8 protein-coding genes are annotated in these 14,583 nt (G+C 63.5%); 4 read left to right on the plus strand and 4 right to left on the minus strand.

The annotated features are described in order from the left end of the window. Positions 1–28 precede the first annotated feature (28 nt). Positions 29–2,404, minus strand: a complete 2,376-nt coding sequence (locus tag Q4P21_RS08040) for a polysaccharide lyase 8 family protein (protein ID WP_303388268.1) — start codon at positions 2,402–2,404, stop codon at positions 29–31. Positions 2,405–2,681: 277 nt separating this feature from the next. Between Q4P21_RS08040 and Q4P21_RS08045 the strand changes: the two genes are divergently transcribed. Beyond that, positions 2,682–5,873, plus strand: a complete 3,192-nt coding sequence (locus tag Q4P21_RS08045; RefSeq protein ID WP_303388269.1) for a chondroitinase family polysaccharide lyase — start codon at positions 2,682–2,684, stop codon at positions 5,871–5,873. Between the two features lie 171 nt (positions 5,874–6,044). Further along, a complete protein-coding gene (locus Q4P21_RS08050; protein ID WP_303388270.1) occupies positions 6,045–7,805 on the plus strand; it encodes an alpha-L-fucosidase in 1,761 nt (586 codons plus the stop codon). A gap of 82 nt (positions 7,806–7,887) precedes the next feature. Here Q4P21_RS08050 and Q4P21_RS08055 read toward each other — a convergent pair whose 3' ends face one another. Beyond that, positions 7,888–9,342, minus strand: a complete 1,455-nt coding sequence (locus Q4P21_RS08055; RefSeq protein ID WP_303388271.1) for a sulfatase-like hydrolase/transferase — start codon at positions 9,340–9,342, stop codon at positions 7,888–7,890. A 162-nt stretch (positions 9,343–9,504) separates the two neighbouring features. On the opposite strand from Q4P21_RS08055, the gene Q4P21_RS08060 reads away from it, so the two are divergent. Together Q4P21_RS08060 and Q4P21_RS08065 are read left to right on the plus strand one after the other, a co-directional pair. Beyond that, the gene (locus Q4P21_RS08060; protein ID WP_303388272.1) at positions 9,505–10,422 is read left to right on the plus strand and encodes a sugar phosphate isomerase/epimerase; all 918 of its coding nucleotides are present in this window, start codon (positions 9,505–9,507) and stop codon (positions 10,420–10,422) included. Between the two features lie 75 nt (positions 10,423–10,497). Continuing rightward, entirely contained in the window at positions 10,498–11,931 is a 1,434-nt protein-coding gene (locus tag Q4P21_RS08065; RefSeq protein WP_303388273.1) for a sulfatase, read from the plus strand. A 7-nt stretch (positions 11,932–11,938) separates the two neighbouring features. On the opposite strand, the gene Q4P21_RS08070 is transcribed toward Q4P21_RS08065, so the two are convergent. After that, the gene (locus Q4P21_RS08070) at positions 11,939–12,844 is read right to left on the minus strand and encodes a class I SAM-dependent methyltransferase (RefSeq protein ID WP_303388274.1); all 906 of its coding nucleotides are present in this window, start codon (positions 12,842–12,844) and stop codon (positions 11,939–11,941) included. After that, complete coding sequence (locus Q4P21_RS08075) at positions 12,807–14,480, minus strand: DNA repair helicase XPB (RefSeq protein ID WP_303388275.1); 1,674 nt, start codon at positions 14,478–14,480, stop codon at positions 12,807–12,809. The genes Q4P21_RS08070 and Q4P21_RS08075 overlap by 38 nt, the downstream gene beginning before the upstream one ends. Positions 14,481–14,583: the final 103 nt, after the last annotated feature.

The raw sequence follows: 14,583 nt of genomic DNA on the forward strand, positions 1-14,583 counted from the left end.
TTGGCGGTGCGACTTGGCGGTGCCGACTCTAACGGTGCAGCTTGACGGTGGCAGGGCGGCCCGCCAACCCGCCGGTGGAAACGACAATCACCGTGTTTCCGTGTCTGTCAGAGCTTAACGTGGCCCCTGTGCCGGAAGTGATGCGCCGGTACTTGAGGCCCTTGAGCGTCACGGTGATGCTCTCGGCTACCTGAGTGGGATCGGAAACGGCTAGTTTGCCCTGGCCGGGATTACCTTCCCACTGGACGCACGAGGCCTTGTCCGCGGAGATGGATCCCACCGTGCCTGCCTGCCAAAACACGGCGGCAACGGCCTTCTTTCCCAGCTCCACTCCCTGACCCACGGAATCGTTGCGCAGCACTCTGGGTGCGTCCTTGCGGGAGGCCTTTTCCGTCTGCTTGGCTGAAGCACCGGGCAGCAGCGCATAAGCATACGATGCGGCTGATGGTGCCACGCCGTGCTCGAAGAGAAGCGTTGCGTACTGCCGGGCGACGACGGTGGGTGTTCCTCCGGTGTTGATGTCCTTCCACGCGCCCGTGCGCTGTTCGCGCAGGACAGTCAGCTCCTCCTTGCCCAGCAGGAGGTAGCCGCCGGTCCCTTCAACGTGCGCCCACTTCGCGTGACTGTAACGCGCCGGGGTGCCTGTTGCGGCGGTATGCGGATGGCCAGCTACGGTAATCGGCTGCCCGCCATTGGCTCCCAAGTTGCGGTGTTCCATGACGCTTTCGACGGCGGAGCCGCTTGCCGTGTGGATGTCAGCGCCGAGCGCCACCACCATGTCCTTCGTGTAGAACCAAGCTTTTCGGGCCTGCAAGCCCGTTCCGCCCGGGCCGATCAGGTGCATGCCCACGGCACCAGTTTCATCCAGCGTGACACCGCCGGTCCACTCGTTTTGTGGAGTTCTGCCACCCCATTCGCCTTCCACTTTGGGTGGCAGCGGCGTAGTGTCCGCGGTGATTCCGGGCAGGCGGCTGAGGTTTGCCGTGGGCCAGAAATCGTCGTCGAAGTGCCCTTGGTCGCCAGCGTAGAGGTAGGCCATGCCGGAACCGGTCTGGGCGCCAAGGTTGTTCTCGCCGTTGCCGCATTCGTACCACGTAGTCCGCCGGCTGGACAGGCCCAGTGCAAAGGCCCAACCGCTGCCCCGGTAGACGGAGCGATCCATGCCGGGGAAGAAGCTGTGCCCCAGTGGTTCTGCAGCGACGGGGGCGGTTGAAGCGGAGAGTTCCTTGAACAGGGCTGTTCGAGGAATGGACGCGCCTGTCAGCGGGTCGCTGTACTTGTTGCGCGTTACCGCACCCTTGCACAACGCCCGCCAACGGGTGGCGGTGGCCGCATCCACGGCACGGGCCAGCCACAGGATGGCCTCGATGGTGGTGGTGCCGTCGTTGAAACCGCGTTCCTGGGTCCGTGAGATGGCCCGCCCCCGGACGGAGTCCATCATCAACCCGTCGTGCAGGAACGGGGCAAAGGAATCCTCCACCGTGTCGAACAGGATGCTCCGTGTGGGGTCACTCACAGCGTGGTCGGATCCGCCCAGCAGCGAAAAGAGTTTCGCCAACCCGCCCAGGAGCACCACCCCGTACGTGCCGGTGTACGGGATGGTGGTGTGCTGGACAAAGGAACCGTCCGCGTAGAAGCCGTTGCCGGACGTGACGTACTGCCACACTGGGCTCAGTGCCGTGATGGCGGCTGCCAGCCGCGCCGTGTCCGCGCCGACTATGGAACGGACGATGATCGCCTGGCAGATGTCCACCCGGTTGGCGCCTTCGGAGAGGATCTTGCCGCGGGAGTCGGGGAACTGCATGGTGGGATCGGGGATGAAATGATCTATGGCGGCGCAGTACTTGGCGAGCAGTTCGGCACTGACGTTGCTGCCCAGGATGGCGAGGGTGTCCGTGAGGGCCTTGGGGGTGCCGATCTCCCAGGACCACCAGTTGCCGTATTCGGGCTGGGCCTCGTTGTAGATGTACGTGTTGCCGTCTTCCAGCGCTCCGATGATCTGGCTCAGCAGCGTTGTGTCGCCTAAATATCTGGATCCGGGGGTGGCCCAGGCAGTGGCCATCTGAGCCAGCCGCTGGTAGGTGGTGACAATTTTCGCTTCTGCCGAAAACGGGGCGTCGGTGAAGACGCCCAGCTGGCCGGGCCGGGGCGCGAGCAGCGAGGCGGATTTTGCCACTGCCCGGTCCTGGGCTGCCACGGCCGCCGTGAAGACGGGGTCGGCTAGGTCGATCAGCTTGCGACCCGTGATCTGGTCCACCCAGCGTTCCCGCAGGGCGTCAAGATCGTTGGGGGTTGTTGTCTCGGCGGCCTGGGCAAGGGGGGCGAAACCGGCCGTGAGCAGGCCAGCGAACGTCAGTGCGGCGGTGCCTTGCAGGATGTGTCGCCGGGATGGTTCGTGCGTCAATGCAGAAGTCCTTTGCTCGTACACAGCCTGAAACGGTGCAGGTTGTGGGGGTTGCTTCGCAGCTAAGCCCGACTGGAAGAAAGGAATAAAGCACTAGTTCACAGCACTGTCCATGTGGACAATATTGCGGACTTTTATGCGTGCTGTGATGGGCCGATGGGATGAAAAAGCATCATTTTTGGATGGATGTTCAATTGGTCCTTGATTCGTTCTCTGCGGTGGATGTGCACTGAATCACACCCGTTTACCAGGAGTACTTATCAGGAAGAAGAACCACATGTCCCGCCCACCCATGGAAATCAGCCGTCGCGGACTGCTCACTGTCGCAGCAGCCGGCGCGGTCACCATCGCCGTCGTTCCGTTGTCGCCAGCGAACGCGGACACCCTTGCCGCGCATAAGACCCCGCCTCCGACAACCCCGCCGCTTCCCACTGAACCACCTGCAACGCTGGCGGAGCTTGAAGCCAATGCAATGGCCCTCAAACCGCCCGTATTCCTGCTGGAGACAGCGGTTCCGTCACAGTTCAGCACTTCTGACAAGTCGCCGTTGAGCATTGTTTCCGCTGTGAACCACACGGGCAATTCCAGCCTGCGATGGGACTATAAGTCGGCGTCCACCCTTGTCGTGGAGGCTGACTTGGGGATTGTGCCCCCCTCAGATGGCTCGGGCGGCAACGGAGCAGACATCGGTTACGACGTGAACACGTTGGCGTTCTGGATTTACCAGTCCACCGCTTCAACCGGCACGCTTCGCATCGAAGCCGGCCGCGGGAAGCGCACGGATGCCTGGTGTGAAATGAACCTGAACTTCACTGGGTGGCGGACCGCCTGGATCCGTTACCAGGACATGAAGGGGAAGGCGCGCAATGACATGGACACGCTGCGTTTCGTGGCGCCATCCAGTGCTGGCACGCTCCATCTTGACCAGTTGATCGTCAACCGGCCGCTGCGGTCCAACCTCCCCACCCCCGACCAGCAGGTGCCTTTCGTCAACCCGGGCGTCCACACGGACGCGAACCAGCACTGGCAGGACCTGCTGTGGTTCTCCAAGCAGGAGGCAAAGCCCCTGCCGAAGCCGGTCCCGACCGCGGCTCAGCTGGCCGACCTCGCCGCCGTCAAGGACGCGTTCCAGGCCTCAGTCCGCAAACCGGCGACGATCACGGCGGCTTCCGTTGACGCGCTCGTGGCGAAAATTGATTCACTTGGGGTGCCGCAGGCCGGAGTGCTCGGTAGCGGGAAGCCGATCAACGGCTACCAGACCTCAATCTACCCGCCGGCCGTCGCCGCGGACATAAACCGCCTCGCCCCCACCATTGGGCTGCAGGCGTTCACCGACCAGATGTATGCGGTTGCCGGGGCGTACGACTCAGCGACGGACGCCGCCCTGCAGGGCCGGCTGGCCGACCTGTATCTCCGGCTGCTCGACTTCTTCCAAGACCAGGGATGGGCTGAAGGCAGCGCACAGGGGACCATTCACCACCTGGGGTATCAGAACAGGGGATTCTACAACTCGGTCTGGCTGATGCGGGACCTGTTGGCCTCGCGCGGGCGGCTCGTCGACGCGCGGGCAACCCTCAACTGGATGGTGGGCCTGGGCAAGTTCCGGGTGGGGACGGAGGACGCCAACCTGTTCTACAACGGCATCTTCGACATCGTCAACACGACGCTGATGGGGTTGCTGGCCAGCGTTTTGATCGCCGACGGCGAGGCATCCCAGGTGGCAAATCTGAACCTGTTGCAGAAGTGGTTCAACAACGCAATCAAGCCCTCGCCCGGGACCCAGGGCGGATTCAAGCCGGACAACAGCACCTTCCACCACATGGGCCACTATCCAGCCTATGCGCGGGACGGCCTCAACGGCGGCTCGCCGGCAATTGCCGTGCTCGCCGGCACCGGTTTTGCTGTCTCACAGGAGTCACACGAGCGGTGGAACCAGGCCCTGCTGGCAATGCGTTTCTACTCCAACAGGGACAACTTCCCGATGAGCCTGTCCAACCGCCACCCAACGGGGACCGAAGCGCTGAGCCTCAACGCCTACCAGGCGATGACCCTGGCGGGCAGCCCGGATGGCAAGCACGCGCTGGACCCTGCCGTGGGGGCGGCGTTCCTGCGGTTGTTGCCAGCCAAGCCCTTCTCGGTGCAGCTTGCGCTGGCGAAGCAGCTGGCGGCCGCAGGCGTGGTCGCCGAGCCGGATCCGACAGGCTGCCAGGTGATGAACCATGCAGCACTCGTCTCGCACCGACGGGACAACTGGCTGGTTTCTGTGCGCGGGCACAACCGCTACCTCTGGTCCACGGAAATGTATGGTGGCTCCAACGAGTACGGCCGCTACATCACCTATGGCCACGTGCAGGTGATGAGCGGCGGTGACCCGGTCAACAATGCCGACTCTGGTTTTGTGCAGCCGGGCTGGGACTGGAACAGGTTCCCCGGCACCACTGCCATCCAGCTGCCATTTGAGCTGTTGGACACGACCATCAACCCGTTGGGTGAGGAGATGCTGCTGTCCGACCAGCGCTTGGGTGGCGGCGGCACGATCAACGGCGCAAACGGCGCATTCCTGATGAGCTTGCACGAAAGCGCCGTGTACGACGGCTCGTTCTACGCCCGCAAGTCGGTGTTCATGTTCGATAACCGGGTGGTGGCCCTCGGAAGCGGGATTGAGAATCATGACCGCAAGCACAGCACCCAAACGACGTTGTTCCAGTGCCATCTGGCGGATACGTCCGCGCCGACGCAGGATTCACGCAGCGGTGCGATCACGGCCGTGCCGTACAGCAACGCCGGAAAATTGGATACACCGGTATGGCTGGTGGACCCGCAAAACGTGGGCTACTACGTGCCTGGCGGCCAGCAGCTTCAGGTAGCCAGGGCTGTGCAGACCGCACCGGACCAGAGCGCCAAGACAGAGGGCACGCTGCCTTATGCCACAGCAGTGCTCGACCACGGGAACAGGCCGAAGCGCGGAACCTACGAGTATGCGATGGTGGTGGGTGCGACGGCCGAGTCGATGACGTCCTTCACCTCCGACATGGGCCGACGCGACAAGGCTCCGTACAAGGTGTTGCGGCACGACGACACCGCACATGTGGTGCAGGACCGGGCCACCGGAATCACTGCACATGCGGTGTTCGAATCGAGTAAGAAGCTCACCGACGGTGTGGTGAAGGCGGTTGACACCCCCTCGGTGGTGCTGGTCCAACCCGACGGCGCCGAGATGCTCCTGTCAGTGACGGACCCGGACCTGCGCTTCTACAACGGCAAGGACAAATCCGACCCGGCACAGTCACCGTTTGGGACCCCGTGGCGTGGCTCGCCCAGCCAGGGCAGCAAGATCACGGTTGAACTGGATGGCCGGTGGAAGTCCGGTACTGATGGTGTGAAGGCGAATGCCGGACACCACACGACCAAGGTCACGGTGAACTGCGCGAATGGCCTGCCGACCGAATTGCGCCTGACCAAGGCGTAGAACCTCCGGTGCATCAGGATGAGACCGGCAGCTGGATGCTGCCGGTCTCATCCGTGCAAAGAAATAGCTACAACTAGACAAAATAAGCAGAATTGGAACCAGACGAACGTCATGAAATCGACAATCGGTAGTGAGCCGTGGCCGTGGCCAGCTGAGGGTAATGTTGTGAGCATGCCGTCTACAATCCCCTCAAAATTGTCCAACTCCACCTTTATTGCACCAACCGCCGATGAGGGCGTCCACGGCCCCTCGGTGGTTCGCCAGGCACCTGAAGACATCGCGCGGCGGCAGCCGTGGGCGGAGGCAAAGTTCGGGGTCTTTGTGCACTGGGGCATATCCTCCATCCTCGGCGGGCTGTGGCACGGAAAGCATGTCGAAGGGCTGGCCGAATGGATCCAATTCAAGGCCAAGATCCCCCTGTCGGAGTATGCCGAGCTCGCCAAGACCTTCAACCCTGCCGATTTCAATGCCCGGGACTGGGTGCGCATGGCCGCGGAAGCAGGGGCCAAGTATTTTGTCTACACGGCGAAGCATCATGACGGGTTCGCCATGTACCATTCGCAGGTTTCCGCATACAACATCGTCGATGCCACCCCGTTTCAGCGCGACCCGTTGGCTGAAATCGCGGAAGCGTGCGCCGAGTACGGCATCATGCTGGGAATCTACTATTCCCAAACCATAGATTGGGAAGATCCGGATGCGGTGGGGCCCAGCTGCAATAGCTGGGACTTCGACACCGCGAAGGGAGATTTTCACAGTTACTGGCGGCGCAAGGCGGCACCGCAGCTGCGCGAAATCCTCAGCAACTACGGCGACATCGGACTGATGTGGTTTGACATGCCCAGCGGCATCCCTGCCGAGTGCGCCAAGGAAGCTTTTGACATGGTGCGGGAACTGCAGCCAGGCGCAGTCATCAACAGCCGGCTCGGTGGCGGGGTCGACGCCGACTACAACTCCATGGATGACAATTACTTCAACAACTTCCTGCCCGCAGGGGACTGGGAAACGGCTGCGACCACGAACGACAGCTGGGGATTTTCCACGCTCGCAGCGGGCTGGAAACCAGTGGCCAGCCTCTGTGAGACTCTGGCGTACACGGTCAGTCGCGGTGGAAATCTTCTGCTTAACGCCGGGCCTGACGCCAGCGGTGCCATTCCAGAAAAAGTCAGGCAGCAGTTCGCGGGCATCGGCACGTGGATGCAGCGGGCCGTACCCGCCATCCGTGGTGCGGGGCCCTCGCCCTTTGCCTCCAGCTTTGACTGGGGCCATGTGACTACCGGGAAATCATCTCTGTATCTGCACGTTGCTGATCACGGCAAGCAGGAACTGTCCCTGCGAGGCATTGCAAGCACACCTGACTCCGTGCGTGATCTGGGCACGGACACACTGCTGCCTTTCACCCTGACAGAAACCGACGGCATGGGGCCGCTTCTCACCGTGGAACTCGCCGCGCCCGCCGATGGCCTGCCGCGAACGGTGGAGCTGGCCTTCGCCGAGTTGCCGGAAGCCGCCCAGGACATCGTGCAGGTCCCGGGTTCACCCCTTCGGCTCGATGTCTGGAACGCAGAAACTGGTGCCGATGCATCGCTGCAGTGGAACTTCACCATGGCAACCCCTGGCGAGTACCGTGTGGTGCTTCTGAGCAAGGAGACGTTCGGCAACTTCGACCCGCAATGGTGGGCTGACGGTTTGACGGGAACCCTGGATTCGGAAGCTGGCCGAACACCGTTCACGCTGCGCAGGGATGGCGAAGAGCCCTACCCGATCCTGCATTATTGGAAGGTCGTCCGCAGTGAGATAGGACTGCTCCACGTGTTCAAAACAGGCGGGCAGAAGATCACTATCGAAGATTTGCCGGTTGTTGACTCGAAGTGGGACCGCGGCGGCGTGAACATGATCGCGCTGAGGCTCGAACCGGTCGAACCGGTGTAGCGGTTCCGGGATGCGCGGCCACTTCACAAAATGGCCGCGCAGGCTGCCACGCCGCGCTCCAGCTGCGGGCTGGTACCCCGGCCTAGAGGCCGTCCCAGTTCGGCCCGGTAAACGCCCCGAGCGGGTCGGGTAGCCCTGCCGCGCTGTGGAGCGGACTGTGCTGGCCGGCACCGGCAACAGGCAGCGCGGCACCATCAAATTCAGGCACGCCGTGCTGCGAGAACCAGCCAGCCATACGCGAACGCAAGCCAACAAGAGCAGGGTGCACGCCGCCGTCGTCCATCAGGTTGTGCCGTTCCCCGGGATCCGCCACCAAGTCATACAACTCGTGCGGGCCGTGCGGGTAGCGGTGCACATACTTGTGGCTGCGGGTGCGGATCATGCGCACGGGACCGTACTCGTCATACACGACGACGGCGTTTTCAGCCCGTTCGGTCGCTTCGGCAGTGCCGTCCGGAGCCTGTAGGAGTGCTGCAAAGGAGGTGCCTGGGCCGGTCTCGAAGGGGGCCGGGTCCAGGCCTGCCAGTTCCAGGATGGTGGCGGGAACGTCATAGGCGGAGAACAGTTCCCCGCGCACCCGGCCGGCGGCGATATACCCGGGCCAGTGGAAGATGGCGGGAACCTTGACGGAAGAGTCGTACATGTTTTGGGGGAACGTGCCGTTGCCCTTCCCCCACACACCGTGGTGGCCGCAATTGAAGCCGTTGTCGCTGCTGAAGATGACCAGGGTGTTCTCGGCGATGCCCAGCTTTTCAAGGTGCGCTAGGAGGCCGCCAATGGCGGAGTCCATGGCGCTGACGGCGGCAAAGTAGCCCACCAGGGCGGCTCGCACGTCCGGTTCCCCGCCGATGGCCACGCCGTTCACGGTGGGCTGCCACGGATGAGGCTCTTCCTGTGGGCAGCTGTCGAAGGGGCAATCTGCGTAGAGGTCCTCGAATTCCCTGGGGTGCTGGCCCTTCCAAGGCTTGTGCGGGGCCGTGTAGTTGACCGCCAGGAAGAACGGCTCCTCGCGGGCGGCCTCCCGGTCCAGGAATGCGTGGGCGTCGTCGGTGATGATGTCGGTGAGGTAGTCAGTGACTTCCTCCCGCGCGCCGTTGCGGTACATGGTGGCCCCGAGGTAGGGGCTTCCGCCGCCCTCGAGACCGTACCAGTGCACGAATCCCTTCCGCGGAGCGTCATTGGCGCCAAGATGCCACTTTCCAGACAGCCCCATGCGGTAGCCGTGATCGGCGAGGATGTCGGTGAAGATGGCCTGGCCGGCCAGGTAGTCCGGGGCCTGGGCGCCCACTTCGACCCCTGTGAGGTAGTCGTGCACGCCGTGCCGGGAGGGAATCTGTCCGGTCATCAGACTCGCCCGGGCGGGGGAGCAGACGGGTGATACGCAAAAGAAGTTCTCCAACCGGGTGCCGTCTGCCGCAAGGGCGTCAAGGACGGGCGTGTGGATTTCCTCGTTGCCGGCGCAACCCAATGCCCAGGGGCCCTGGTCGTCGCTGAGGATGAAGACGATGTTCGGTGCGGAGGGGGATGTGCTGGCCATTTTTGCTCCTTCGGGAGGTTGAATCCACTAGACGTACCACGGCGGAGGGGGAGGAATAAAGGTGTGCAGCGGATGTTGCCGGGGTGTTTGCGGGCATTGTTGGAAAGCGTTTTCCATCATAGGGTTGGGGGAGACTTCCGCCATCTTGTTGAAAGGCCCACCATGCCCTTGGCATTTTCCACTCTAGGTTGCCCCGGCGCTTCCCTGACGCAGGTCATCGACATTGCCCGCGAAGCAGGTGCCACGGGCCTGGAATTGCGGGCCGCCGAGGGCGAGTTTATTTATCCCGGCATGGATGGAGCAGCATGTTCGGAGGTGGCCACCGAACTGGCCGGTGCCGGGCTCGAAGTGCTGGCGCTGGCGAGCTACGTCCGTGTGTGTGCCCCCCCCGGCGAGGCGGCTGACGGCGCGGCGGTGGACGGCGGGGCGGCTGACGATGCCCAAGCCGGGCACCCTGCCGACGATCCGGTGCTGGCGGAGCTGCTGGCCGCCGTCGAACTTGCCGCCGGACTCTCCGCTGGCAACGCTCGCCAGGGTGCGCAGGTGCGAGTGTTCCCGGGGGCCGGGCTTGAACCGTGCGGGGTGGGGGAAGAGCCGTCGGTGGCCATGGCTGCTGCGGATCGTCGCGCGGCGCGCAGGTTGAATGCCGCGGCCGCGCACGCCCGCAAACTGGGGGTGGAAATTTTGCTGGAAACCCACGACTCGCACCCGCGTGCTGCCGATGTGGCCCGCATCTTGGCCCTGATTGACGCCGCTGCGCCCGTCAAGGTCATTTGGGACCTGATGCATCCTTGGCGACATGACGAAACGCCGGAACAGAGTGCCGCGCTGCTCGCCGAATCGCTGGCCTACGCGCAGTACAAGGACGGCGTGCGGACACCGGGCACCCACGACGTGGTCCTCACGCTGCCGGGAGAGGGGGAACTTCCGCTGCTGCGCATGAACGCACTCGCAGCGGAACTTGCCGCAGCGCAGGGTATTGCCGATCCGTGGGTTTCGCTGGAGTGGGAGCGCGCCTGGCACCCGCAGCTGCCTCCAGTTTCCCAGGCCCTTGCCGCACTCAAAGCGGTCCTTGCCTGACAAACCCGTGCCTGACAAACCTTTCAGCACGGCCAGACCCGGCCCACACCAAACCCCAACACGCGAAGGATCTCCATGACCACCCCCGCCACGTCCAGGCAACCCAACATCATGGTCATCATTTCCGACGACCACGGCTACGCAGACCGTTCCGTCTTGGGCGTCCAGGACGACGTGAGCACTCCCGCGCTGGACCGTCTCGCCGCGCAGGGTGCCTCCTATTCCAACGCCTACGTCACGGCGCCCATTTGTTCCCCGTCGCGGGCCGGGCTTGCCGCTGGCTGCTACCAGCAGCGGTGGGGTGCGCGCTGGTTCACGGATTCGGAAATCTGCCCGCCCCAGGTGCCTACGATCGCCGAATTGCTGCGCGGTGAAGGCTACGCCACCGGCTATTTCGGGAAGGTCCACTACGGCACCGAGCACAGCGGCGACCGAGGCACCCCGCCCCAGCACGGCTATGATGAGTCGTTCTACGGGCTGGCCGGGGAGTCCATGGGCCGGCTCAACTACCTGCACCACTCTGAAGAGTCGGTGCAGGACTACGGTGAGGCTGCTTTCCCCATGGCCGTCCAACCGCTGTGGAACGGGGAAGAGCCGCAGGAACTGGAAGGCTTCCTCACGGATGCCATCGGCGAACGCACCCGGCAGTTTGTCGCCGACCATGCGGAGACGCCCTTTTTGGCAACTGTTGCGTTCAACGCCGTCCACAACTTTTGCTGGCAGCTTCCGGCCGAAGAGCTGCAGAAGCGCGGACTGCCCGCCTATGACGACTGGAACCCCGGTGCCGGGGAATACATTGACTGGTACGACGGCGCCATCAGTCCCCACTTGGAAAACGGCCGGGCCTACTATTTGGCCCAGTTGGAATTGATGGATGCGCAGATCGGGCTCATCCTGGACCAGCTGGATGAGCTGGGCTTGGCCGAGGATACGATTGTCATCTACCTGACGGACAACGGCGGATCCACGTGCAATTATGGTGTGAACCTGCCACTGCGCGGCACCAAATACACGCTGTGGGAGGGCGGAGTCAGGGTCCCGTTCCTGCTGCGCTGGCCGGGCCGCGTCCCAGCAGGTGTTACCCGCACAGGACTCACCAGCTCCATGGACATCGTGCCCACGGCGCTCGCAGCCGCCGGTGCTGACGTGGGCGCTTATGCGCATACCGACGGGCTTGATCTGCTGGCACCAATGGACGCGTCCGACGGCGTAGCTGGCGGACACGAGGCACTGCACTGGGATTGTGGCTGGCAATGGTCAGTGCGAAAAGGCGACTGGAAACTGCAGTGGGTGGAACCGGGCTCCCCGGTTGCGGAGGCCATCAGGGACGTTGAGCACGCCGAACCTGGCAGCGGCTACTACCTGTGCAACTTGGCCGCCGACCCGGCCGAGGCCACCAATCTTCATGACACGGAGCCTTCCATTGCGGCAGAGCTTCTGGCTCTCCACGATGCCTGGGCAACCAGCATTGCAGGCGGGCGCTCGTTGTCGGAGACCGGCGGAAACTAGCGGCGGCTCAGGGTAGGTGCGCGTAGATCTCCACAGGTGCGAGCAGGCCTGCGCGGAAGGCACGCAGCAGATTGGCGAACTGGGTGTTCTGCACCCCTTGGGAGCCGGTGCCGGTCATACCTTTTTCAAGAAATGCGGCAGACTCCGCCAGGGGCGTGCGGGCCTCAAAGTCAACGCTGAAACCGGCCTGGGCCAGCGCGTCGCTGTAGGCAAGCGGCGGTTGCAGAAAGGACGTCCCGGGAGTGTTGGCCCACGGCAGGGGGTACTCCTCGACATCCCCGCCCATCAGCATGACGTCGTACACGGCCAGGACGGACCCCGGCCGCAGTACCCGGGCAGCCTCGCCGAAGAGAGTGTCTTTGTCCTGGATGTTCATGCCAACGTGAAACATAACGGCAGCGTCAAAGGAATCCACGTCAAAGGGCAGGGACAGGGCGTTGCCCAAAGTGAAATCAACTGAATGAGCCAGCCCCGTGCGCCGCGTCAGAGACGTTGCCACGGCCACAAATTCCTCCGTCAGTTCCACCCCGTGGACAGTGGCTCCACAGTGGTGGGCCAGGTAGCGGGCCACCCCGCCAAGCCCTGAACCGATGTCCAGCACGTGCTGGCCTGCAGCGATGCCGGCCCGCTCGGCCACTCGGGCCGTTGCTACCGGACCGCCCACGTGCAGTTGGTCAATGACGTGGAGTGCGGCAACGTCAAAACGCTCAGGGTCAAAGGGCTTCTCGACGGTGGCTGCGGCGGCGAGCCTGCCCAGGATTTGCTGCTCAGTGGTGCCGCTGGTGTAGTGCGCGGCAACCGACTCCTCGATGCCCATGGCCCCTCCTGGTTGGTGGAACGGCAGGAAGCCCTGTGAGGTCCCTGAGTTCTTGATTTTACTCCTGAAGATCCTGCGGGGCACGGGGAACATCATGGGCGTCCAGAATCCTGTACGCATAGCCTTGTTCAGCGAGAAAGCGCTGGCGTTTGGCGGCAAAGTCGGCGTCGATGGTGTCACGGGCCACCAGGGTGTAGAAGCGGGCGGTCCGCCCGTCAGCCTTGGGCCGCATGAGCCGGCCAAGACGCTGTGCTTCCTCTTGGCGCGAACCAAACGCCCCGGAGACTTGGATGGCCACGGAAGCTTCAGGCAGATCGATGGAAAAGTTTGCCACCTTGGAGACCACCAGCGTGGAGATCCGTCCTTCCCTGAACTCGGCAAAGAGCCGCTCACGCTCCTTAACGGGCGTTGAACCCTTGATCAACGGAACATCCAAGCGGGCGGCCAGCTCGTCAAGTTGGTGAATGTACTGCCCAATGACAAGGATTTGTTCCCCGGCATGGGCTGCCACCAGCTGCTGGGCCACCACGGACTTGGCCAGGGACGTGGCGCACCTGCGGTACTTCTCGCCGTCGTCCGCTGTTGCATAGGCTAGGCGCTCCGAGCGGGCCAAATCGACGCGAACCTCCACGCAATCTGCCGGCGCAATGTAGCCCTGGGACTCGATGTCCTTCCACGGCGCGTCGTAGCGTTTGGGCCCGATCAAGGCGAAAACCTCGCCCTCCCGGCCATCCTCGCGCACCAAGGTGGCGGTCAGGCCCAGCCTGCGGCGTGCTTGGAGCTCGGCCGTCATGCGGAAGATGGGTGCCGGCAGCAGGTGGACTTCGTCGTAGATCAACAGTCCCCAATCGTTGGCGTCCAGTAGGTCCAGGTGCTGGTAGCTGCCGTGTCGCTTGGTGGTCAGGACCTGGTAAGTGGCGATCGTGACGGGCCGCAGTTCCTTCACGGCACCGGAATATTCGCCAATCTCGTTCTCGGTCAACGTGGTGCGTTTGAGAAGTTCGGCCTTCCACTGCCGGGCCGAGAGAGTATTGGTGACAAGGATCAGCGTGGTGGTTCCGGAAGCAGCCATGGCGGCTGCCCCAACGATCGTCTTCCCGGCCCCGCACGGGAGCACCACGACGCCGGATCCGCCCGCCCAGAAGTTTTCCACGGCAGTGCGCTGGTACTGGCGTAGCGACCATGGCGCAGATCCGGTGTTTTCCGTCAGGGCAATGGGGTGTGAGGTCCCGTCCACATAGCCGGCCAGGTCCTCAGCGGGCCAGCCAGCCTTCAGGAGCAGCGCCTTGAGCTCGCCGCGGGCGGATCCGTGCACCACCACTGACAGCGCATCGATCCGGGCACCCAGCAGTGCGGCGATCTTCCTGCCGTGCGCCACTTCGGCCAGGATCAGTTCGTCGTCGCTGCGCAGCACCAGTCCGTGCTGCGGATCCTTCTCCAGCCGTAGCCGCCCATACCGCGCCATGGTCTCGGCAATGTCCAGCAGCAGCGCATGCGGCACTGGATACCGTGAGTAGTGAAACAAGGTGTCAACAACCTGTTCAGCATCCAAGCCTGCAGCGCGCGCATTCCACAGGCCCAGCGGCGTGATCCGGTAGCTGTGCATGTGTTCCGGCGCCCGCTCCAGGTCAGCAAAAGCGGCGATTGCGTGCCGTGCTTCGGTGGAATCCGGGTGCGACACCTCCAACAGAATTGTTTTATCGCCTTGCACGATCAGGGGCCCGTCAGCCATGGGGTTCCTCCTGCTTGTCCTCCACCGGCTCCGCAGCCACAATGCGGTGAATGCTGAAATGGCGCTCCTGCCCCGTGTCAGGCAATTTTGCGCGGAGCGTGCC

It is taken from the genome of Arthrobacter sp., assembly GCF_030540645.1.
GTDB lineage: Bacteria > Actinomycetota > Actinomycetes > Actinomycetales > Micrococcaceae > Specibacter.